Here is a 24,242-nt window from a genome sequence, read left to right as displayed (position 1 = left end):
TTTTTTGGTTAATTTTCCGACTCTATAAGTAATTTTTTTAATAAATATTAATTTATATACGTTGTTACACGTAAAAAGGAAAGTGCATATACACTTTCCTCTTATATCAATATTATTATGCTACTGGACCTGCATTTTTAATATCATCATTTACTTCCTTAAACTTTTGGAAGTTATCGTTGAATTTTTTTGCAAGTTCTTTTGCTTTAATATCATATTCTTCTTTATTAGTCCAGGTATTTTTCGGATTTAATATTTCACTTGGTACATTTGGTACTTCTTTTGGTACTAATACTTTAAATATTTCATGTTCTTCAAAATCTGCATTTTTCAATTGTCCATTTAATGCAGCTTTTACCATTGCTCTAGTATAGGTTAAGTTCATTCTCTTACCTACTCCATAAGATCCACCAGACCATCCTGTATTTACAAGGTAAACTTCTGTATTATATTTTGTTATTTTTTCTCCTAACAATTTAGCATATACTGATGGATTCATAAGCATAAATGGTTCTCCAAAACAAGCTGAGAAAGTTGCCTTCGGGGAAGTTATTCCTCTTTCAGTGCCTGCTAATTTACTTGTATATCCAGACATAAAATGATACATAGCTGCTTCTTTAGATAATTTTGATATTGGTGGTATTACACCAAAAGCATCTGCTGTTAAGAATATTACTGTATTTGGATGTTTTCCAAATCCACTTAAGTCTGCATTATCTATATGTTCTACTGGATAAGCACCTCTTGTATTTTCTGTTAAGCTGTCATCATCAAAGTTTGGTCTTTTATTTTCATCCAATACTACATTTTCAAGTAATGAACCAAATTTTAATGCATTATATATCTGTGCTTCTTTTTCTTTATCAAGTTTTATTGTCTTAGCATAGCAACCACCTTCGAAGTTAAATACACCTTTATCACACCAACCATGTTCATCATCACCAATTAATCTTCTTTCTGGATCAGCAGATAAAGTTGTTTTACCTGTTCCTGATAATCCAAAGAATACCGCTGTATCACCATTTTCTCCAATGTTGGCTGAACAATGCATTGGGAAAACTCCTTTTAATGGTAATAAAAAATTCATAACTGAGAAAATTGATTTTTTAATTTCTCCTGAATATTGAGTTCCTCCAATTAAAACTATTTTTTTATCAAAGTTAATAATAACAAAAGCTTCTGAATTAACTCCGTCTTCTTCACCTTTAGCTTTAAATCCTGGTGCAACAATTACACTAAATTGAGGATTATGATTTTTTAATTGTTCCTCTGTAGGTCTTCTAAATAGTTGTGTTGCCATTAATGCTTCTGAAGCATACTCATTTACAACACGAATTTCCATTTTATACTCTTCTAAAGCACCTACATAACCATCTACCACAAATAAATCTTTATTTGATAAATAATTAGTTACTTTGTCATAAAGTTTATTAAATACATCCTCTTCAATTGCACGGTTAGTTTCTCCCCAGTTAATATAATCTTTTGTACTATCTTGTTTTACAATAAACCTATCCTTTGGAGATCTGCCTGTATACTTTCCAGTATTAACTACTAACGCTCCACTTTCTGCTAAAGTTCCTTCTTCTCTTTTCACCGCAAATTCAACTAAATTTGCAACGCTTAAGTTTCTGTAAACATTCTCTGATGTTTTAATTTGTAAATTTTCTACAATGTTAGAATTCATTCCTATTACCCCCGAAAACATTCTTAGTAAATTACATCAGTATTAGTATTATTAATTAATGTTAAACTTATAAATTACATTAATAAAGCTCTTATAAGCCTTTATAAGTTTATATAAACACAATTAATTGAAAAATGCAAGAAAAATATTAATATTCTAATATTTATTTATTCATATTGCAGTATAGTATTCATTATAGTGTTTATTTATCGTCTAACAACAATTAGTATATCATATTTTTTAAAAAAGTATAGCACATTTTACAAATTCTTTATAAATATGACCAATTTTCATTACTTTTTTAGCATTTTATATATGTGGTAAAAATAAACTATTCAAAGAGAAAAAAATTTGTAAAAAATTTACTTATTCCCCCATAAAAATTATATTTATTCTTCTATCATAAAATAAATAATAATGATAATATCTATATTAGGTGAATAGTTTATTTATATGTTTTGAGGTGATTATAATGTTCTGTACAAATTGTGGTGCTTTCATGGATAATGATCATTCCATCTGTTTACAATGTGGCATTAGACAATTTACAGCTAATAAATTCTGTCATAACTGTGGTAAAAAAATTATTTCTCTTCAAAGTACTTGTGTAAACTGTGGTGTAGAGGTTAATAATTTGAAGCAAAAAATATATTTTAATGGGTTAATTCCTCCTAAAATTAATTTAATGAGTGCATTTATTTATATAATAGCTTCTTTGTTAATCCCTGGACTAGGTCAAATCCTTCTTGGTCAAGTAAAAAAGGGGTTTCTAATTTTAATTGTATCTGCAATTTTTGCTGTCATAACTTTTGGAGTATACTCTGGAGCAATGAATATTATATCTGCTATTGACACTTATTTTATATACAAAAAACAACAACAAGGTTTAGCAGTTAGAGAATGGGAATTCTTTTAATATTGTTTATTTTATAATTCATTAATTAAAATTTTTCTTGTAATTTTATTATAAATATAAGAAAACACCTTTGTTCAAACAAAGGTGTTTTGCCTAATAAAACATTACAAAATCAGGTATTTGTAAAACCTCATTATCTTTCCCATTAGCATATTTGTTTTTTAAATCAACTATTTTATTATAATTTTCTTTTATGGTAGTCCTAGTATAATCATCATCACTATCTTTTAATCCTTTATAAGCTGCATCTAAATTTTCAAAGGCTCTTTCTAAATCTCCATCAACGGTTATATAATAACATCCAGCGTTATTCAATGTTAATATATCCTTTTGGTCAAGAGAATAAGAAATTTTTATTTCATTTAAAGCTTCTTTAGTGTTTTTAGAAATTAGATAAGCAGTTCCTAAAGTTCTATGATATTTAATTGATTTATCATCTTCTTCTACACAAGTTTTCAAAATGTTTATAGCTTCATTGTAATTATGATTTGATAAATATATTAGCGCAGTTTGATATTTAAAATCAGTTATATTTGGCTTTAGTATTTGTGCCACTTTAAAATTCTTAACAGCACTAATACTATCATTATTAGAATACCAATCATAAGTAGCCTTACTTATATATATACTACTATTATATGGTTCTTTATAAGCGGCATAATGAAAATATGGCTCAGAAGAATCTGGTTCCCCTATAGCTTTTAATATATTTGGCATCAAACTAACATAATTATCTATATAAGAAGGATCTGCCTTTAATGACTTTTCTCCATATTTTAAGGCCATATCAAAATTCTTTTTATTAAAGTAATGCCATGCAGCTATATTGTTTACTCTATAATCCTTAGGATAATCCGTTAATAATATATTTAGTTTTTCTTCCGCTTTATCATACTCTTTATTATTATCAAGTATTGATATTTCTAACAACCTCACAATTAAAAAATCTTTACTATCTTTTACTTCATTTATAATGTCATTAATAATTTCTTTTCCTTTATTTTTACTTTCTTCAATGCTATAAATTTTTGCAAGCCATAATTTATAACATAAATCTTCTTTATTCTTTTCACTTAACTTTATAATATTATTTAATAAAGTTTTATTTTCTTCATAACTCTCATAAATGACATCATATATTTTAATTTCATTTTTATCTAAATCATAAGCAGCTTTTAATGTGGATAATCCCTCTTCAGTTTTATTCAAAATCATGTACATTCTAGATTTTTCTGCCAAATCATAAGCAGATCCCTCTGAGACTGGATAGTTATCTACGATGCTTTTTGCTTTATCATAATTATTATTTGACATATAAATTAAAAACATTGTTTTATTAATTTGTTTATTACTACTATATTTCTTTAGAAGTTCTTCTCCATATTTTTCAATAATTTCAAAATCTTTTTTTTCTATTTTTTCTTCAGCCAATTTGTCCTTAATTATATTAAATTTATTATTTAATATAATACTTTGAGCATCACCTGTCTTATCTTCTTTTTTAATTGCTTCCTCCATGTACTTATTAGCATTTTCTATATCTTTTTTTAATAAATATACCTCACTTATTTTAGCATCCCATAATAGAGATTGATTTTCCCTTTTTCCTATTGATTTATACTTATCTATTGCCTCGTCATATTTCGATGTGTAAAAATAGTTATTTGCTTCTATTTTATCCTCTTTCAAATTATTTATATTATTAAAAGCTATAATAGCAATAATAGCTAATACAACGCCAATAACTAATATAATAATGTTTCTCTTGCTATATAGTTTGTTGTTCATAAATTTCCTCCTCCCCTGTGGAATCATATTAATTTTATCAAAACCTTATAAAAAAATCTACTTAATTTGAAGTATAACACATAGAAAGGAATGTATTATCATGTTATAATGTAGTTTAGTAATTTATTTTAAATTAAAATCTAAATTAAATATTTTGTGGAGGTTGGAGTTATGACAAAATCTAAGGAACAACTTCTAAAAGAACGGAGGCAAAAGGCTCTAAAGAAAACCCGTATTAAAAATGCCATCATTCTAATAATTTTTATTTTAATGATAAGTTATTTGTTTTTTTGTGTTTTTACAATGGCTAAAAATGTAACTACAAGAATTATGAATAAAGAAGTTACTACATCTTTAATAAGCAATCCTAGTGAAAAAAAGAATGATGCTAATAAAAATGTAAATAATTAAAGAATAAAAATTAAATATAAAGAAAATTTACTAAGTATTGCTACCAATAATATTTTATGAAAGATGTGCATTGTTTCTTTATCAACCCTAATACCACTATTGGTAATTTAAATGAATTAGATGTTTTTCTAAATAGTTAAAGACTTAAAACTTCTGATGAATTCGTGTATATTAAAATAGCATAAAATATTTAAAATAGAAATAATTAGTCAAGAATAGAAAGTTAGTGCTAGTAGTAAAAACTTATCCTATAATATAATACAAAATATAATGATGTACTAACTATTTCTTGAAAATGTATAACAGACTTTTAAATTTTGGCTAAGGGAGTGTTTAAAATTAAAATTAATTCTTTTTTCGGTATAATTACCTCTAAATTTATAATTAAAATTTCCAAACTACTTTTTAAAGGCGGTTCAAACTTTCCTGGCAAAGTAGCATTAAAATTTGATAAACGTATCTTAAAAACTGTATCTAAGGATTATAATGTTATTTTGATTACTGGCACCAATGGTAAAACTACTACTACTAGTATGATTTATAATATTTTAAAAGCTAATAATTTTGATGTTATTACCAATAACACTGGAGCAAATATGGTAACTGGAATTACTTCCTGTTTCATTTCTAATTATAAATTTAGGAAATGTAATAAAAATACATATGCAGTAATTGAAGTGGATGAGGCGTACTTACCTATAATTACTGAAGATATAAAACCTCGAATAATTACAGTTACAAATTTATTCAGAGATCAATTAGATAGATATGGAGAAATTCATACTACTTTTACAAAGATACTTAGTGGAATTGAAAAAACTCCTAATACCACTCTAGTTCTAAATGGTGATGAATCTCTTTTTGGAAAGTTAGATGTTAATAACCCAAAAGCTTATTATGGATTTAATGTACCTATTCGAGAAAATGCTACCACAAACGTAAATTCAGATAATAAATTCTGTAAATGCTGTAAATCACAGTACAATTATGATTTTGTAACCTATAACCATTTAGGAAGTTATTATTGTAATAACTGTGGCTATAAAAGACCGGAGCTTAAATATAGAGTTAATAAAATATTAGAACTAACACCGGATGGTTCTTCTGTTATATTTAATAATAAAGAGTTTAATATAAATCAAGCTGGTGAGTATAATATTTACAATGGCCTTTGTGCTTATGCTACTTCTAAGGAACTAGGTATCAGTGATGAAGTTATAGCTTCTACTTTACAAAACCAGCAAAGCAGCTTTGGAAGACAAGAAACTATAAAAATTAATAATAAAGAAGTAAAAATCATACTTGTTAAAAATCCTGCTGGCTACGATCAAGCAGTTAATACCATAATGCTTGATAAGAAAAAAATAAATCTTGCTGTACTTTTAAATGATAGATACGCTGACGGACGAGATGTATCGTGGATTTGGGATGTTAATTTTGAAAAGCTTAATGAACTTGAAATTGACAAGATAATTGTTTCAGGTACACGACTTTATGACATGGCTATTAGGCTTAAAGTTGCAGGACTTTCAAAAGACAAATTTTTATTATGTGAAAATGATGAAAGCCTAATGAATGGCTTAATATCATTGGAAGATAATACAACCTATATTTTAGCAACTTACACCGCTATGTTAAATATTAGAAAACTGCTTCATAGTAAAGGTTACATTGAAAAAATATGGTAAGGCAAGGTGATTTTATGGAATTGAATATATGTCATTTATACCCTGATTTATTAAATGTTTATGGAGATATGGGTAATGTACTTATTTTAAAACATAGAGCTGAAAAAAGAGGCATAAAAGTAAATATTATTAATATTACTATAAATGATAAATTTGATGGTGATAATTATGATATAGTTTTTTTTGGCGGAGGCCAAGATTACGAGCAATCTATAGTATCTAAGGATCTTATAGAAATAAAAAAAGATGATATAAAAAAATATATAGAAAATGGTAAAGCTTTCTTAAGTATTTGTGGAGGATATCAGCTTCTTGGAAAATACTATACCACTCCTGATGGTATTAAATTAGAAGGCTTAGGCATACTTGACATATATACAGAGTCAGGTGATACTAGATTCATAGGAAATACTGTAATATATAATGAAAAATTTAATGAAACTTATGTTGGCTTTGAAAACCATTCAGGAAAAACATACATTGGAGATTTAGATCCTCTAGGTATTATAAAATCTGGTTATGGAAATAATGGAGAAGATAAAAAAGAAGGTTGTATTTATAAAAATACGTTTTGTACATATTTTCATGGTAGTTTATTATCTAAGAACCCAGAGCTTGCAGATAGACTATTGTCTATAGCTTTAAATTATAAATATCCTGATTGTGAGATTGCTTTAAGTAACTTAGATGATAGTTTAGAATTAAAAGCAAAAGAATTTATTATAAATAGAGAAATAAAAAGTCATGATTAAATATCATGACTTTTTAAAAATTATAGCTTTAACTCACAACTATCTTAGCTATTTTAATTATAAATACTATAAATATTGTACAAATTCTAATTTTTCTCCATTTAGACCTTTAAAAAATGCTATTAATTTATTATCACAAACTCGTGGGAATTCACTTATCATCTCTATATCTTTCTTTTTTAAACCTTCAATTGCAACTTCTAAATTTTCAACAGTAAATGCAATATGTTCGACTACGCCTAAATTAAAACTACTTTCTTCTTTTTTTCTTTTTACAAGTTCTATTACTCCATTCCCACTTTTTACAAAACAAAGATGAACATTTTCATCTTCATATTCATGATCTATTACACCATCTAAAACCTCTGAATAAAACTTTTTAGAAATATCCATATCTTTAACTACTACCCCTACATGATTCATAATTATCATAATAATATCCCCTTTCTATTTAATATTATATATTACTCAATATGATTTTTTCTTAATATATATTGTACCACTCTGAGGCTTTTCTAGATATATCAGTTCTAAAATAGATGAAAAAAACTAGCAATTGTATTACTAGTAAAAAAATTAGTTAAAGAAATTAATTTGATCAAAACTAATTTCCTCCTCAATTATGAATTTTAAATTGTGCATTATTTCAAGTTATCAATTAAAATATGTAACATATTCTAAATTCAAAGTAACTCTTTATATATAAAAATGTAGCCTTTTGGCTACATTTTCTTTTCTAATTGCATTGCTAAGTTAAAAAACTTAATTGACTCTGCTATTTCTCCTAGTTTATGATACATTTCTCCCATCTCTAAATATCTTTTATATATTTTAGACTTTGAGCCATATCTAACTAGAGCATCTAAAGATAGATTCATATATGTTTCTGATGAAGAATAATTATTTTGCATTTGAAGTATGATAGCTTTATAATAATAAGCGCTTTCAATAAACTTTGTACTATCTAAGTTAATAGCATAATTTAAAACTTCATCTGTTACCTTTTGTGCTAAATCTAAAATTTCATTTTCTATTAAAGTTTGCACTACAATAATTAGGAAAGAGCATAATTGCTCTGTATTTTCCTTTGGATACTGCTCTATAGCTTGATTCATATACTCTTCTGCAGTGCTTCTTTTATTATTTTTAAACATAGTTAGAGCAAAATTGTGAAAGCACATAGCTTTTCTTCTAACATCATTTTTATAATAATAGAGAGTTTTTTCTTCATAATCTTTAAATTTTTCATAATCATTAGTGTGAAGAGCAAGAATAGAAAATATGTGATAAATATCCCCTTTTAATATGTCTGTTTCACTATAATCAACTATTTCTACTAATTCATCACATCTTTCTTTTGCAGCATCAAAATCTTCCATAGTTATAAGTGCCGCACATTCATTATAAGTAGCTCTTATCAGCTGTGATTTATCTTCTACTTTTAACTCTTTTAATCTTTTTCTTACACTACTATAATAGCTTATGGCCTGAGAATATTCTCCATTAGATGAAAGATATACAGCAATATCCATATAATATTTTAACTGAAACAATTCATCATTTGATTTCTGACATAAATCATAATATCTTGGTATTATAATTCTCAAATCCTCAAAATTATTTTTTGATAGGTGATATGAAAATAACAAATGTAATATTTCACATGCTAAATCATAATAACAATATGTTTCAGCATATTCAAGATTATATAATACATCTTCTATATAATTATTACTATATGAGTTATTTTCTTTATAAGTTTTAAATACTTTTATATTCTCTAAAATTTGATCTCTTACATCATGCATTAAATACTTTAAATCTAAATCCAATTTTTCGCTTATATACTCTAAAATCCATGGTTCCGCAGTTACTTTATTATTTTCAATACAACTCATTTTAGATACAGAAATTTTTTCCTCACAAATATCCCTCAAAGTTAGACCTTTATATATTCTGGCTCTTTTTATTTTTTCGCCTGTTGACAATATCTCCACTTTTATCCCCCACTTAACATTACTACTTGTCTAAAATCTTTAATTCCCTTAATACCTTTATTCCTTCATTTAAATATTTAGCTGCTTCATTATCTCTACCATTATCAATGTAGAATTTACCTAACATTATAGATATTTCCGCGCTTTCCTTAAGGAAGTTTACTTTTTTAACATAATTAAGTGTTTGTATTAATGTATTCTCTGCCTCTTCTAGTTTTCCCTCTAATAACTCAACTCGATATTTAAGTAGATAGTAATCACAAAGTGATTTTTCTTCCCCTTTTTCTATGTGCTGTAATATTTCATTTAACGTTTCTTTAGCTTTTATTTCGTCTTTTAACTTAATATAGTTCTCACATATATTACATAAGGTTTCAATGATTTTAGAATCATTTGTTTTTTCTCTAATTTCTTTCGCTTTATAAAGATGTATAAAAGATTGTTCAACATTTTCAAAATCCGAAAATAACTTCCCTAAATCATTTTCGATTTCAGATACATAAAAACTATTATTCATCTCTTTATATATTTTTAATGTTTTTTCTGAATAATTTATAGCATTGCTTATATCACCTTTTTCGCAATACTCTTTAGCCAATGCTAATAAACTTTCTGCATAAATTTTCTTATTATCAATATTTCTAAATTTTTCTTGAGCCATAAAAGAATATTCTATAGATTTATCTATAATTCCTAATTTAAAATAAGTGCATCCTATGTAATAATAAATTTGTCCAATTAAGAAATCATCACCTAAATTACTATCTTCAAAAACTTTTTCTGCTTGTTGAAAATAGCTATAAGCAGAATGATATGCTTTAAGCTTTAAGGTAATTTTCCCTAACAATAAAAAAGTATTGATAACTTCTTCATTGGAATTATTTTTGATAAATATACTATTTGCTGACAAAAAATTTTGCTGAGCATTTCCATATTCTTTTTTCTTGCTATAGATTAAGCCTTTTAAATAAAGATCCTTTGCTTTCCTCATATCTAAGTTATATTTTTGTGCATAATGTAAAGAGTTTTCTATGTTTTTTTCTGCCTCTTCTAATTCGTCATTTAATATCTTAGCTTCTGCAATGTTCTCATGATAAAGACAAATTTTTTCTGCTTGAGTCTCCTCAGTTTCCATTAAGTATTCTACTGTAATATTTAATGCAAAGGCTAAATATTCTAATAAATCCATACTTGGGTTAGATTTTCCAGACTCAACTAAACTAATTTGTCCTGCGGTTATTCTATCACCAGCTAGATTTTTTAAAGTTAAATTTAACTCTTTTCTTCTTAGTTTTATCTTTTCGCCTAAAGATAGTATTTTCATAATCACGCATCCTTTACAAGTAATTTATTATTAGCTACTATAGTTATACTAGATAAAAAATGAAATTTTATAAATTTTCTTATTTTATTATAACATAAATTTTAATAAAATCACAAAAATTATAGTATTTTTAAAGTAGAATAACAATTATATATAAATTTTCGTAAATTTTGGATTTTTATTTAATAATTTGCATTAATTTTATTTTAATTCTATTATATACAAAAATAACAATTTAAATTAATGTATAGGTACTTTTCAATTGTATTTAGTCTAGATGATATTATTAAAGATAAAATTGTCAATTTTATAATTTACTATATTTTATAATAAAAAAGTTGGATAAAAATCCAACTTTTTACTATAAAATATACTAAATATCTTAAAAAATAACTAGTCAATATGTTAAGTTATTTTGCATCATATTAGATTGATTAATATCACTAATATTAGTGATATTAATTTCCTATTTGACATAAAATATTCTCAACATCTTTGACTAGATACTTTATTACTTGCTTTAGATGTCTTATATTTATATTTTTAACGCATCATAGACATCATATTTTCATATACATCTCCAGCCATATGTTGCAGCCTTCTACCGGATTTTTTAATTCTTCTTCTAGTTTTTTTATCCATCATTGGCATCATCATTTGCATAGTAACACCAGCAACAGCACCAACAAGAAGTATTTTACCCATAGTTTTCATTATAAATGCACATCCTTTCTTTAATTATATAATAATATGGTGTGCAATTTTTATAAATTAATTCTATTATAGACAACTTAATTTTAATTAAACAAAATTTTTAACTTATACTATACATATTATAAAAGGATTATATTCATAAAATTAAATTTGAAATATTTAAATAGTTTCTATATACTTTTAAAATTAATCATCACTGTAGTACCTATATTTTCTTTACTCTTAACCTCTATATCCGCAGAATGTAAATTTAATATACTTTTCGTGATAGTAAGCCCTATTCCACTTCCTTCTGTCTCTTCTCTACTTTTATCACCTCTATAAAATCTCTCAAAAATAAAAGGTAGATCTTCTTCTTGTATCCCTATACCATCATCAGTTATTTCTACTATAATATCTTCTTTATTTTTTCTTAGAATTATCTTTACCTTCCCTTTTTCCTTTGAAAATTTTATTGCATTAGATAAAATATTTATAAACACTTGTCTTAAGCTATTCTCATCACCTAATATATAGTCATCTTCCTTTATAAAACTTTTAAAACTTAAAGTTACATCTTTCTCCTTACTATATAATTCGAATTCTTCATATATGGTATATATTAAATTTTTTAAAGATAGTACTTTAAAATTAAGTTTTTTACTATCTTCTTCAAAATTTTTTAATACTTTTAAATTGTTAAGTAGACTTGCAAATCTTATAACTTCATCATTTAAATTTTCTAATCTTTCATTAGTTATTGGAAAAACACCATCAATCATTGCTTCTAAATTATTTTGAAGAACATTTAGAGGAGTTCTAAGTTCATGAGAAATATCTGAAACTAATCGTTTTCTAAGTACATCTTGATATTTTAGTTTTTCTCCCAATCTATTTATACTATTTTTTAATTCTCCTAACTCCTTTATGTCCGTATCTATAAGACATTGTGCATCTAAATTCCCATTAGATAATTTTACGGAAATGTCTGCTACTTTTTTTATAGGCTCAGTAAAATCTTTAGATATAAATTTACTTAAAATTATTGATAATATTATTGCAATTACTGCACTAGCAATAATACTTTTATTTATGTCTACTTGAAATTTAATATCCTCTTGAGACATTAAAATAGCAGAATAATGCCCTACATCTATATATCCTATTATTTCATCATTGTCTTTTAATTCATATGTTTCAGATATATAATTTCCACTTTGAACGTGAGACAACATAGCTTCTCTATAATCTTCATTTTTTAAATCTTTAGGATTCATTCCCCAAATAATATTTTTGTTTTTATCATAAAGTGTTAGACAAAAATTGCTCATGTAAGCTTCATGCATCATTTCTATACCTGAATTAGGTTTCCAAGTCTTTTCCTCCTTATAAACCTTCTGCAAATAGTCTACGATTCTTTCATTTCTTTTACTTTGATTATTTTTTAGATATTCTTTAAAATTATTGTTAACAGTTAAATTTACAAATAAAAGTACTAAAATCATAATAATTATAGAAACACCAATAAATATATTTTTTATTTTATTATTTATTGTTATCATTTTTCTGCTCCTTACCAAACTTATATCCTACTTTAACTACTGTTATTATATATTTTGGTTTTTTCGTATTTTCTTCTATTTTTTTTCTTAGGTTTTTAATATGAGTATCTACATTTCTATCAAATCCATCAAAATCGAAGCCAAAAACTTCTTCCACTAACCTTTCCCTAGTTAACACCTTTCCTTCATTTTTAGCTAAGGTATACAATATTTCAAATTCATAAGGTGTTAAATAAACCTCCTTGCCTTTTACTTTAACTAAGCGTTTTTCATAATCAATTATTAAGTTCCCATTATCAAAAACCATCTCAGTATATGTTTCTTTATTTAATCTTCTAAATAATGCATTTACTCTAGCAACTAATTCTCTAGGACTAAATGGTTTAACCAAATATTCATCTGCACCTAAATTTAATCCTTGAATTTTATCATTAAGTCCACTTTTTGCAGTGAGCATAAATATATGTACATCAGAATTTTTTCTAATAATTTTACATATATCCTCTCCACTTATATCTGGTAACATCAAATCTAAAATAATTAATTGAAACTGATTTTTATTAAATAACTTTAAGCCTTCTTCACCTTTTGCCGTAACTTTAACATTATATCCCGAAGCTTTTAAATATGCTTCTATTACTTCTGAAACTGATTTTTCATCTTCTATTATTAAAATATTTTTCATATTATACCTCTCAAAAAGTTTAATTTATTATAATATTTACTCTATATAAAATATTATAATAAAAAGTTCTGTAAAAGTTATGTAGGAATTTTAAATCTACACAATTTCTACATAGGTTTTTTATATACTTTAATAACACTGGAATAATAAGGAGGTTTAAATATGAGTTTAAATAAAGAATGTATAAAGGTCAAGGGCATGACCTGTACTTCTTGTGAAAAAAGAATAGAAAAAAGCATAAAAAATTTACCTGGTATAATTAATGTAAAGTGTAGCTATAAAAATGAATCTTTAATTGTAGAATACAACTTAGAACTTTGCAATAAAGAAATTATTATTAATACCATTGAATCTTTAGGTTATGTCGTTTTAGCAAAATCTTATAAAGATTTTTCAAAATATATCGGTGTAGGAATAATCGTTCTAGCAATTATCTTATTAGGAAAGTTTACTACAGGTTTCAATATGGACAAAGCTTTGATTAATGCATCCTATTTCATGCTCTTTATAATAGGTGCTATTACCTCCTTACATTGTGTTGGAATGTGTGGCGGTATTATGATGTCTCAAACCTTATCATCTCCCAACAAAAATAAAAGTGAAGCTATAAAGCCTGCTTTATTATATAACATAGGTCGAATAATATCTTATACTATACTTGGTGGTATTGTTGGTGCTGTTGGTTCTATGTTCTCGGTGTCCCCTAAAATTATTGCAATAATTCAAATCATTGCTAGTTTATATATGATTTTAATGGGCTTAAACATGATGGGATTTAACATTTTAAGAAGTATTAATATAAAGCTTCCTTTTTCAAATTGTACTAAGGTTAAAGAAAATAAATCTCCTATTTTAATAGGATTATTAAATGGATTTATGCCCTGTGGTCCTCTTCAGACAATGCAACTTTATGCACTTAGTACTGGTAGCGCTATTTTGGGTGCTAAATCTATGTTTTTCTTTGCACTAGGAACTGTACCACTTATGCTTATATTTGGTGCTTTATCTACTTTATTTATTAAAGGTAAAAATGCTATAAATTTGATGAAATTCAGCGGAATGCTCATAATAGTTCTTGGATTAATAATGGCAAATAGAGGATTTACAGTTGTCGGACTAAATATATCAGAGCTTTTTTCTGCTAAGGAGAATACAGATGTAACTATAGAAGATAACCAGCTTCCTAAAATAGAAAATGGAGTTCAAGTAATTAAAACTACTGCAGATATTTTTGGATATTCTCCTAGAACAATATATGTTGAGAAAAATAAACCAATAAAATGGATTATAGAGGGTGAAACTTTGACCTCCTGTAACAATGAGATAATTATACCTTCTTTAGGTCAAAGAATAAAATTAACAGAAGGAGAGAATATAATAAATCTCGACAATACTGACGAAACTATTAAATATAGTTGCTGGATGGGAATGCTTTCTGGCACTATTAAAGTTGTTGATAATTTGAATAATATAAGTGCCTCTGAAAAAGAACCAAATGATAAGAGTTTCACACCATCTTGTTGTTCTATCTCAAATATAGGTAACTTCAATGGAAATGAAAATATAAACTCCAATTTAATAAGAAAAGCTGAGAAAAGAAATAATATTCAAAGTATAAATATATCAGCTTTAGATGATGTTTTAAACCCTTATATAATGGTAATAGAAAAAGATATTCCTTTAGAATTAACCTTTAATATGGACAATTTAAAAAGTAATAATTCATCTATTGATTTTATTAAATCTGCAAATTCAACTACTCTTTTAACTATGAACTATACTAAAAATAATAAAGCTACCTTAGTTTCAGAAGATTTAGGAGAAATATTAATAAAAAGCAACTCTGAAACATTTGGAATTATAATTGTAGTGGATAACTTAGAAAATACTAATTTAACCTGTTGTGCTAAAAGATAATTTTTCATTAATAGGATTATTATTCCATAGTACATTGGCATAGTAATCCTAAGAATTTAAAATGTTCTTTTAAAAAGTTTTATCCAAATATTAAATCCTTGATTTTTGCAATATTAGGATTAATATTTAAGATTTTATTTATGAAAAAACAAAGATTATAGGCTAAAATTTTATTTGTTATTCTAGAAACTAGTCCCCACATAGATTTTGCTAAAACTCTTTGGATATTTAATTGTCCAGAAAGCTGAGAAAAGAAAGTTTCAACTCTTCGACGAGCTTTAAAAATCATTCTCCTGAACTGTTTTGAAACTTTAACTTTAGAGTTAGTACGCTTTATAGTTACTAGGTTTATGTGATTTTCAGATTTCAAATGTAAAGCTAGGCTTTCTCCAATATAACCTTTATCTCCAATAACTGTTGTAAATGGAGCGGTAGCTGTTAAGTCCCATATTGCGACTCTATCGTCTGTATCAGCTGGAGTTAAGATGAAATCTGATATATATCCATCTAGAGCTATGATAGCATGTAATTTAAACCCATAGTAAGTTTGTTTCTTGGAAGCACATTTACCGTAGGCAGCCTCCGGCTTAAAAGATCTGTGAAAGTGTGCCCTACCAAAAGCGCATACTGGTATAGGCATACTATCTATGATTCTAACCTGATCATGTTGATAGTTAAGGAAACTTGTTAGTTCCTTACGAATAACTTCAACTACTTTAAAAAGAGATTTTCTAGTTCTATGAAATCTTGTTCTAGTACAAAATTTAGAAATAAATCTCTTAGATTTTTCGAGAAAATCCAAACCATGCTTTTTCAGAATCAATAGTTAAAAGTTCACCCACTAAGGATAGAGTTATAATTTCACTATCTGACATTATTGCTTTATCAATGTTGCGGCGATACTTTATGTATGCTGGAGTTACTTTTGGTAAATATCATCAATTATAACATAAATGACAGTAATAAAATCTTTTAAGTTGTTTATTGTTATGGTAGAATTTTTATTAAGCTCTAGCATATTGCTTTCCTCCTATCATTGATTGTTGGTTCTTTTGATGATAGATTAGCAAAAATGCTAGAGTTTTTCTATTTGTAAATATTGCTAATGATTAACTAGCACAACGAGTTAATTTAAATAAAATTTTATCTCAATATTTGCTAGAATAAAATAGTATAATATTTCTACTGTTAAACAGCTCATAAATAGCTTTCATAAAATAATTCAATTTTCAAAATCTCCTTAAAGTAAAATATAAAAGCATAGTAGAAATTTATTATAAATTAAAAGACAATCATCCTATAGAGATTGTCTTTTATAATTATTAATTATATTCTTTAATGCTTTTTAAATTTTAATTTATTTCTTTAATAAATTTAAGTATCAAATCATTCTTAATGTTCCCGTCCAAACCTTTTATGTAAGATAATAGTTCATTATCACGCTTTAAAAATTTAATTTCTTCAAGAACTTCATCTAGGCTTTTCTTCTCTCTTAGTATAAGATTTTCCCCTAAACATATTACTTTATCGTAATTTTTTCTTTTATTATAGAGAGTAGATTTTCTTTAACAATATCATCTTTAACTTTCACTGTATTTGTTAATAAATACTTATCAACAGCATCTGTTAAAGGTACTCTTATTGCTGTCTTAGCATAACTATCTGTTATTTCATTATATATATCTCCACTATGGCTATCTGTCTTAACAAAAATAACTTCCATATTATCTTTATTTATATAGCTATTAATCTTGTTATAATACTCTTTTGAAGAGCTATCCTTTCTCTCCCAAGTACCTATAGCATGATGATATATACCTTCATAATCATGAAATATTACTAATTTTCTTTCTCCTATTAATTTTGCATATTCTACTGCCTTTATAGCTCCCATTAACTCTCCTGCTATTTGCCTTAGCTGCTTTTGTGAATTATCCTCTGCCTCACCATTTTCCATATATTCTATTACATCATCTCTTACTACAACCATACCATAAGAAAATTTTTCGCTTTGAAGATTGTAACTTCCATCTACATATATATGGATACAATCCATAGGGTAGCTATCAACACCCTTTTTTAATAACTTTTTTTCTTCACTTAAATATTCTTTTGCTTCATTAAGATTTTCAAAACTTTTATACTGAGCTCCTTTTACTCCTTTGACTAATGCTAAACATTCCGCCCAAGTGTTAACCATAATATTTCTTATTTCCCTATTATTCTTAAAATCAAAACCATATTTGATTGCATATATTTTTTTAGCCATAGTTTCTCTCCTTTATTTAGAAAAAAAATTAATTCCTTTTTTTACTGATAGGGATAATATATCAATTATATTTTTAATATTTCTTGTTCCAAATCTATCTGCAAATAAAGTTATTCCCTCTTTGAGTATTAATATTATATCTTCATTTCCCTCATAGTTATCAACGATAATTTCTGTAGGTATATCACATAATAGCTTTTGAAATACAAAGAATACTACTGCTAAATCATCAATTTTACCTATAAGTGGAATAAAATCTGGTATTACATCTATAGGAGAAAACAAATAACCTAAAGCCACTCCTAAATATCTTTTAGTTTCCTTTGTAACCCGTTCATCTTTAAAAACTCTAACAAGTAATGCTATTATATCTGGCAACAATAATACATATTGTGAATAATCTCTATATTTATGAGGTACACTATTTACCATAGAGGCTCTCACCTGAGAATAACTGCTGCAATTTTTCTCATTAGTTTTTATTGAAGTTATACTATTTGTATTTAATTGTGAAGAATCAACTTCTTCAGCTTCAATTGCTTCTAGCTTTTCTTCTGCTAGTACATCAGTTTTTTCTTCTGAATTCTTTTGTAAATCCACATTTAGATCATAAAATTTTACCTCAAGTCCAAATGGAATAACGGTCACTTCTTTTAATTTAAAATTAACTATAGGAATAATTGTACAAAGCTCATAAAAATTGATACAGAGTGTATTACTATTCACTGTTATCCCTACATCTTTAAATTTTTTTAAAGATGTCTTTAAAATAAAATTTTTTACTCTATTAAATATTTTTATTTTCTTAATGTTTATTGATTGAAGTACAATATAAAGTCTGTTATCCTCTACTTTTTCAATGGATACTTTCGCATCAAAAGGTATATTGATACCATAATTATAACTTCCTTGAATACATAAATAATCCTCTATCAATAATTTATTTATTTTTAATTGTGGTAAATTTACATAATTCTTTAGTACATCATTTATAATACTTAATAAATCTTTTTCTGTTAAAATCACTTTTAATTCTGATATATTCAATTATATCCCCCCACTATATCTATACAAACACCCTAAATATCGATGTATCACTTTTAAATTTAATCTATGAATTCATACAATAATATGAAATTGAGAATTGACTCTTGACAATGGATAATTATTGATACTTTTCTTTTATAAGAGAAATTTTCAATTTATTTTTTTACGTGGCACAGCCACTTTTATTAAAAAATCTATTAAAGAAATTAGTTTTATTAAAACTAACTTCCACCATAATTCTCAATTCTCCACTGATTAAAGCTGCAAATTGAAATATTTAAAGGTATAGCTATATTCAGCTATACATTAATTTTTAAGGTAGTTTATCTATATCTAGTTATATTATAATAAAACTTTATTTAAAATAAAATTATAGAAATCTTTCACAAATTTAATCTTTGCATTCTTTCCCTAAAATAAGTATACATGAAAAGTCAATTTTTGCAATTAACTTTTTACCTAAAAAAGCCATCTAATATTACTTAAATAGCTCTTTATTATTAACTTTTAAGACTACTTTTGTTTAAAGTGAGGATATCTAAGTATAATATAGGTAATTATAATTCCTACTATCAATCCTGAAACATGAGCTACATTATCTATATTAGGTATTAAAAATCCAATAATTATGTTAATTATAACTACTTCTGTTACACTCCTAAGCAACGCTTTTCCAATAACCTTTCTGTTAAGAAAAGCAATTACTAATAATGCCCCCAACAAACCAAAAATAGCACCTGATGCCCCTACAGAAATAGATACTCTGTAAATAGATCTGGTAGATAAATAACTTCCATAAGAGGCTAATATAGCGGATAAAATGTATATGATTAAAAGTTTTCCTTTACTTAATATTTTTTCTAGTATAGTACCTAAAGAATTAAGTGCATACATATTTAAGGCTAAATGTATTATTGAACTATGTAAAAATGCACATGTAAATAATCTGTAATATTGTCCTTCTTCTACCAAGATATTAACCATTGCACCTAACATAACTAACGCTCTATTGTCTATTTCTATTATGCTTCCGTTATAATAATAAAATGATACAAATCCAACAATTAAATATACTAATACATTAATAGTGATGAGCATATAAGTTAATGTTGGACCTTTTTTAATTATATTAATTAAATTCTTTTCTTTTGAATTCAAATTTATCACTCCAAAAATCTAAGCTATACTAATGATTTAATAATTAAATTTCTATGTTCTAATAAATTAATTTCATAGAATCTTATAGGTAATTTTGATTCATGATCATAAAGTACCCTAATAACCGGTCTATCTGGGAAATTTTCATTTTGTCTTATAACATATCCTTCTATATCATTAGAAAGTTTTACACAACAACCTAGGGGATAAACAGAAAATACTCTTCTAAATAAACTCACAATTTTTTTATCAAAGTTAGTTCCTGATCCAGCCAATATAAGTTCATAGGCTTCATTAGGTAAAAATTTTTTTCTATAACTTCTATTATTACTTACTGCATCATATACATCGCAAACACATACTACTTTAGCATAGTTTGATATTTGTTTATCCTTAAGTCCATAAGGATATCCTTTCCCATCTACTTTTTCATGATGTTGTTCTATAGCTTTAATAGAAGCTCGAGAAATATTAAAATTTTTTATTAAAATTTCTTTACCATATATAGGATGCTTTTTCATCTCTTCAAATTCTTCAAGACTCAATGGTCCCTTTTTATCTATTATTGAAGGAGAAATTTTCACTTTACCAATATCATGTAAGATTCCACCAACAGCAAGATCATTTAGTTCTTGTTTCTTAAGACCTAATGCTATTCCCATAAAGGTTGCCATTATACCTGTATCTACACTATGAAGTAAAGTGTAGTTATTGTGAGTTTTTATATCAAGTAAACTTTTATTTACATCACCTAATTCTAAAATATATTCAATTAATTCATTTACTCTTACCAAACAATCCTTAGTATTACTTTTATTTATTACTCCTACATTTTTAATTACCTCATTTAAGCACTTCATAGTATCTTGTTTTAACATGTTAAACTTAGGATCATCTGCTTCTATATCTCCTAATCTATCATCTTCTATGTATATATAATAAGCACCTAATTGAGTTAATTTATTTATGTATTGGGATGTCAATTTAATTCCTGCTCTTAGTAATATCCTACCATCATTATCAAAAACTGTTTTGCCTAGAACTTCATTTTCTTTTACATTTCCAATAAAATCTAAACGCATGTTTCCCCCTATTTGTTTAAAATTTACTAAAAAATATTTGTTTTTAGTTATATTACCATTATCGTAGTTTTTTTATACAGATTTACAAGCAATTGATAATTGGTAGTAAGTTTTAATCTAAATACTCGCTTTTTTTGTCTTTGATATCTTCTAAAACTTTTTCCATTTTTTCTTTTATTAAATTACAAGCTTTATTTAGTTTTTCTTTAATAACATTATGTTCATCATCGTATTGAAATCTTATTATCCATGTAGGATTATACTCATCATCATATGATTCAATCTGAAAACCTTCTCTTTCAAAAGATTCCTCATCAAATAAATCATATATAGCAGTATATTGCCACTCTTCTACATCTTCTTTCGTATCGAAATATAAATTAATTAAATCTCCATCATAAAATAATTTTGTAACATACTCTGCTCCATCACTTACCTCATAACTTCCTAGTTCTTTTATTAAATAATTGGTACCTTTTTCTCTTTCCATAAGTACTAATGATGAAAAATTCATATTTATCTTCCTTTCTTATTAGACATATTTATCTTATTTTTTAATATTATATTATTATAGTTAACTAACGAGAGGTGATTATTATAGGTTATAATTACAAAGGAAAAGTTAATTCAAAATCTAAATTTAGTATAAAAAATAGGATAACCTTATATTTTATTTTAATTCTATCTATAATAATATTTTTTTCTTTAGCAAAATATAAATATACTCAATATAGATGCAAAGATATAAATTATGCTATAAAAAAATATAGCACTAGTGGAGTTTTTAATAAATATAAACTAAATAAATTAGAAAGCTTTCAAATTAACTATTCTGATTCTAATGTGGCAATTGTCCACTTAGTAGGTTCTATAGATAAAGCTCCATATAAAACTATTAATTGTACTCTTGTACTTAAAAGAAATAAAAAAGGAATGTGGAAAGTAGCGGAGTACTATCCACATTCTTATTTTTTATTGTTATTTACACAATCACTACATATGCCTTTATTTATACTAATACAACTATCAATTAAAGTAACTCCTGTTTTAAGCTTTATATATTCCTCCACTTGAGGCATAGGACAGTCAATTTCAATTATTTTATGACATATATCACATTCTATGTTATGTTTATGTCCTTTATCTTTAAATCTATAGTTATACTTATCATCATCAATATTAAATTTCTCTAAAATTTTTTTATCTACTAAAACTTCTAAAGTTCTATAAACAGTAGATAAGTCTACAATTATGTTATTTTGATTAAGTCTATCCCATATTTCGCTAGCAGTTAACGCCTCATCACTTTTGCTTAAAATGGTTAAAATACTTGTACGCGCTCTTGTAATTTTTAATTGTTTTTCTTTAAGATATTGATTAATTTCCAATGATATCACCCTAATATATTTTAGGCATCTTTTAAAATAGTTAATTAGCACAATAAATTATTTTTTATTACATGAAGCTATTAAATTCTACTCATAGCCTCTAAATAAACAAATCATATTTTATTGTATTATAAAAATATATCTATCACATTTCCTTATTAAGATACCTTATTACTTATTAGTATACAATAGTAAATTATTTTCCTCAATATTAAATAAATATTATCTCTAATTAACAGAGTCATCTTATTTTTCTATATAATTTTCTGTATAAAATTTTTATATAGAAAAGGCTATGATAATATTCACAGCCTTCTCAAAAAATTAAGATAAAAATCTAATTTTTAAATTCAACAAAAATATAGATTTAACTATTTTATCTCTTTTAATACTTCCAATAGGAAATTATACATTCTTTCTGTTGAAGAAATGCTAATATGCTCATCTGGAGTATGAACATCATATATATTAGGTCCAAAGGATATTTGATCTATTTTACCATCAAATTTATCACTTAATAATCCACATTCAAGGCCTGCATGTATTGCAGATATTTTTGCATCTCTTCCAAACATATTTTTATAAATTTTTTCAAATATATCTCTTATTTCTGATATTGGATTATATTGCCACTCTGGGTAATCTGATTGAAACTCAATTGATGCTCCTAAAATATCTGTTAAAACAATCATCTCATCACATATTGCCTTTTTTAGAGATTTAACAGAACTTCTTACAGCACTTTCCAATATCACTTCATTATTTTCTGTAGTAACAACTCCTAAATTTGTTGAACTTTGTACCAAGTCCTTTATAGACATGCTCATGGTTTGAACTCCATTAGATAGTAAGAATAACATTCTTAGAACTTTAGATGTAGATTCATCATCAAAGGTTTTCTCTACCACTTTGCTATATTGTTCAAAAGTTAATTCTAAATCATCATCTATACCTTGGAACTCATTTTTAAATATTTTATTCCACTCTTTGATTTTTTCTTTAACTTTAATACTATCTTCTGAATTAGCAAATATTAATGCATCTGCTTCTCTAGGTATAGCATTCATCTTAGAACCACCATTAATAGAAACTAATTTAAAATCTACTACAGAGTTTAAATCCATTAAAAAACGTCCCATTAACTTATTAGAGTTTCCTCTTTCTTTGTTAATTTCCATTCCTGAGTGTCCGCCCTTTAATCCTCTTATAGATATATTTAAACCTACATATCCTTCTTCTACATCCTCATAAGTCACTGGTACGTTAATACTTACTCTAACTCCTCCAGAGCAGCTTACAAGAAAAGTTCCTTCTTCTTCTGAATCTATATTTATTAATATTCTTCCTTTTAAATGGGATGGATCTAAGTTCATTGCTCCACCCATACCGGTTTCTTCCTCTGTGGTTACTACTAACTCTATTGGTGGATGCGGTATATCTTTTGAAGCTAATATTGAAAGACCAAAGGCAACTGCAATGCCGTTATCCGCCCCTAAAGTAGTACCATCTGCTCTTAAATTGTCTCCATCTACTATGAAAGCTATAGGATCCTTTTCAAAATTATGAATTTTAGATATATTTTTTTCACAAACCATATCCATATGTCCTTGAAGTATTATTGTTTTAGCGTTCTCATAACCTTTAGTGCCTGGTTTCTTAATTATTATATTTAATGCCTCATCTTGAATAACTTCTAAGTTTCTCTCTTTTGCAAAATTCACTAGCCAATCACTTATAGCTTTCTCATTTCCTGAACCTCTAGGTATTTCATTCATAGCTTTAAAATATTTAAAAGCTTCATATGAGTTAAGGTGTTTTAATTTGTTAATCATTACATTCATCCTTTCTTAGAAAAACATCATTTTTGGGCAAATAAAT

General features: G+C 26.0%; 20 protein-coding genes and 1 pseudogene. 5 read left to right on the top strand and 16 right to left on the bottom strand.

What is annotated here, in order from left to right:
• Positions 1 to 115: 115 nt before the first annotated feature.
• Complete coding sequence (gene pckA, locus ACY1IQ_RS15765; protein ID WP_461614861.1) at positions 116 to 1,687, bottom strand: phosphoenolpyruvate carboxykinase (ATP); 1,572 nt, start codon at positions 1,685 to 1,687, stop codon at positions 116 to 118.
• A gap of 472 nt (positions 1,688 to 2,159) precedes the next feature.
• Here pckA and ACY1IQ_RS15760 point away from each other — a divergent pair, with 472 nt between their 5' ends.
• The gene (locus tag ACY1IQ_RS15760; protein ID WP_461614860.1) at positions 2,160 to 2,603 is read left to right on the top strand and encodes a hypothetical protein; all 444 of its coding nucleotides are present in this window, start codon (positions 2,160 to 2,162) and stop codon (positions 2,601 to 2,603) included.
• Between the two features lie 93 nt (positions 2,604 to 2,696).
• Here the strand turns inward: ACY1IQ_RS15760 and ACY1IQ_RS15755 are convergent, their stop codons facing one another.
• Complete coding sequence (locus tag ACY1IQ_RS15755) at positions 2,697 to 4,391, bottom strand: tetratricopeptide repeat protein (RefSeq protein WP_461614859.1); 1,695 nt, start codon at positions 4,389 to 4,391, stop codon at positions 2,697 to 2,699.
• A 171-nt stretch (positions 4,392 to 4,562) separates the two neighbouring features.
• On the opposite strand from ACY1IQ_RS15755, the gene ACY1IQ_RS15750 reads away from it, so the two are divergent.
• The 3 genes from ACY1IQ_RS15750 to ACY1IQ_RS15740 all read left to right on the top strand — a co-directional run bounded on the left by ACY1IQ_RS15750 (position 4,563) and on the right by ACY1IQ_RS15740 (position 7,242).
• The gene (locus tag ACY1IQ_RS15750; RefSeq protein WP_461614858.1) at positions 4,563 to 4,802 is read left to right on the top strand and encodes a hypothetical protein; all 240 of its coding nucleotides are present in this window, start codon (positions 4,563 to 4,565) and stop codon (positions 4,800 to 4,802) included.
• A gap of 329 nt (positions 4,803 to 5,131) precedes the next feature.
• Positions 5,132 to 6,490, top strand: a complete 1,359-nt coding sequence (locus ACY1IQ_RS15745; RefSeq protein ID WP_461614857.1) for a MurT ligase domain-containing protein — start codon at positions 5,132 to 5,134, stop codon at positions 6,488 to 6,490.
• 14 nt (positions 6,491 to 6,504) lie between these two features.
• Entirely contained in the window at positions 6,505 to 7,242 is a 738-nt protein-coding gene (locus ACY1IQ_RS15740; protein ID WP_461614870.1) for a type 1 glutamine amidotransferase, read from the top strand.
• 66 nt (positions 7,243 to 7,308) lie between these two features.
• Here ACY1IQ_RS15740 and ACY1IQ_RS15735 read toward each other — a convergent pair whose 3' ends face one another.
• The 6 genes from ACY1IQ_RS15735 to ACY1IQ_RS15710 all read right to left on the bottom strand — a co-directional run bounded on the left by ACY1IQ_RS15735 (position 7,309) and on the right by ACY1IQ_RS15710 (position 13,503).
• The gene (locus tag ACY1IQ_RS15735; protein ID WP_461614856.1) at positions 7,309 to 7,674 is read right to left on the bottom strand and encodes a VOC family protein; all 366 of its coding nucleotides are present in this window, start codon (positions 7,672 to 7,674) and stop codon (positions 7,309 to 7,311) included.
• A 290-nt stretch (positions 7,675 to 7,964) separates the two neighbouring features.
• Positions 7,965 to 9,239 (bottom strand): helix-turn-helix domain-containing protein, encoded by a 1,275-nt coding sequence (locus tag ACY1IQ_RS15730; protein WP_461614855.1) that lies wholly within the window; start codon positions 9,237 to 9,239, stop codon positions 7,965 to 7,967.
• A 22-nt stretch (positions 9,240 to 9,261) separates the two neighbouring features.
• Positions 9,262 to 10,563 (bottom strand): helix-turn-helix domain-containing protein, encoded by a 1,302-nt coding sequence (locus ACY1IQ_RS15725; protein ID WP_461614854.1) that lies wholly within the window; start codon positions 10,561 to 10,563, stop codon positions 9,262 to 9,264.
• A 543-nt stretch (positions 10,564 to 11,106) separates the two neighbouring features.
• Positions 11,107 to 11,277 carry a YtxH domain-containing protein gene (locus tag ACY1IQ_RS15720; RefSeq protein ID WP_461614853.1) on the bottom strand — a complete coding sequence of 57 codons (171 nt, stop codon included), beginning with the start codon at positions 11,275 to 11,277 and terminating at the stop codon, positions 11,107 to 11,109.
• Positions 11,278 to 11,447: 170 nt separating this feature from the next.
• Positions 11,448 to 12,818 carry a sensor histidine kinase gene (locus tag ACY1IQ_RS15715; protein ID WP_461614852.1) on the bottom strand — a complete coding sequence of 457 codons (1,371 nt, stop codon included), beginning with the start codon at positions 12,816 to 12,818 and terminating at the stop codon, positions 11,448 to 11,450.
• Positions 12,802 to 13,503 carry a response regulator transcription factor gene (locus ACY1IQ_RS15710; protein ID WP_461614851.1) on the bottom strand — a complete coding sequence of 234 codons (702 nt, stop codon included), beginning with the start codon at positions 13,501 to 13,503 and terminating at the stop codon, positions 12,802 to 12,804. The genes ACY1IQ_RS15715 and ACY1IQ_RS15710 overlap by 17 nt, the downstream gene beginning before the upstream one ends.
• 162 nt (positions 13,504 to 13,665) lie before the next feature.
• On the opposite strand from ACY1IQ_RS15710, the gene ACY1IQ_RS15705 reads away from it, so the two are divergent.
• Positions 13,666 to 15,420, top strand: coding sequence for an urease accessory protein UreH domain-containing protein (locus tag ACY1IQ_RS15705; RefSeq protein ID WP_461614850.1), 1,755 nt, complete (start codon positions 13,666 to 13,668; stop codon positions 15,418 to 15,420).
• 79 nt (positions 15,421 to 15,499) lie between these two features.
• On the opposite strand, the pseudogene ACY1IQ_RS15700 reads toward ACY1IQ_RS15705, so the two are convergent.
• The 8 genes and pseudogenes from ACY1IQ_RS15700 to ACY1IQ_RS15665 all read right to left on the bottom strand — a co-directional run bounded on the left by ACY1IQ_RS15700 (position 15,500) and on the right by ACY1IQ_RS15665 (position 24,193).
• Positions 15,500 to 16,438, bottom strand: a pseudogene (locus ACY1IQ_RS15700) (IS982 family transposase).
• Positions 16,439 to 16,939: 501 nt separating this feature from the next.
• A complete protein-coding gene (locus tag ACY1IQ_RS15695; RefSeq protein WP_461614849.1) occupies positions 16,940 to 17,689 on the bottom strand; it encodes a ribonuclease H1 domain-containing protein in 750 nt (249 codons plus the stop codon).
• A gap of 12 nt (positions 17,690 to 17,701) precedes the next feature.
• Positions 17,702 to 18,736 carry a YkvA family protein gene (locus ACY1IQ_RS15690; RefSeq protein WP_461614848.1) on the bottom strand — a complete coding sequence of 345 codons (1,035 nt, stop codon included), beginning with the start codon at positions 18,734 to 18,736 and terminating at the stop codon, positions 17,702 to 17,704.
• A 513-nt stretch (positions 18,737 to 19,249) separates the two neighbouring features.
• Positions 19,250 to 19,894: a rhomboid family intramembrane serine protease gene (locus tag ACY1IQ_RS15685; protein ID WP_461614847.1), complete on the bottom strand. Its 645-nt coding sequence runs from the start codon at positions 19,892 to 19,894 to the stop codon at positions 19,250 to 19,252.
• A gap of 23 nt (positions 19,895 to 19,917) precedes the next feature.
• Complete coding sequence (locus tag ACY1IQ_RS15680) at positions 19,918 to 20,976, bottom strand: HD-GYP domain-containing protein (protein ID WP_461614846.1); 1,059 nt, start codon at positions 20,974 to 20,976, stop codon at positions 19,918 to 19,920.
• A 112-nt stretch (positions 20,977 to 21,088) separates the two neighbouring features.
• On the bottom strand, positions 21,089 to 21,490 hold the full coding sequence (locus ACY1IQ_RS15675) for a DUF6762 family protein (RefSeq protein WP_461614845.1): 402 nt from the start codon (positions 21,488 to 21,490) through the stop codon (positions 21,089 to 21,091).
• Between the two features lie 451 nt (positions 21,491 to 21,941).
• Positions 21,942 to 22,364 carry a Fur family transcriptional regulator gene (locus ACY1IQ_RS15670; RefSeq protein WP_461614844.1) on the bottom strand — a complete coding sequence of 141 codons (423 nt, stop codon included), beginning with the start codon at positions 22,362 to 22,364 and terminating at the stop codon, positions 21,942 to 21,944.
• A gap of 371 nt (positions 22,365 to 22,735) precedes the next feature.
• Complete coding sequence (locus ACY1IQ_RS15665; RefSeq protein WP_461614869.1) at positions 22,736 to 24,193, bottom strand: aminoacyl-histidine dipeptidase; 1,458 nt, start codon at positions 24,191 to 24,193, stop codon at positions 22,736 to 22,738.
• Positions 24,194 to 24,242 lie beyond the last annotated feature (49 nt).

Source organism: Clostridium sp. Marseille-QA1073, from assembly GCF_054863625.1.
The sequence above is the reverse complement of the archived record's forward strand: the minus strand, read 5'-3'. Positions and strand labels throughout refer to the sequence as shown.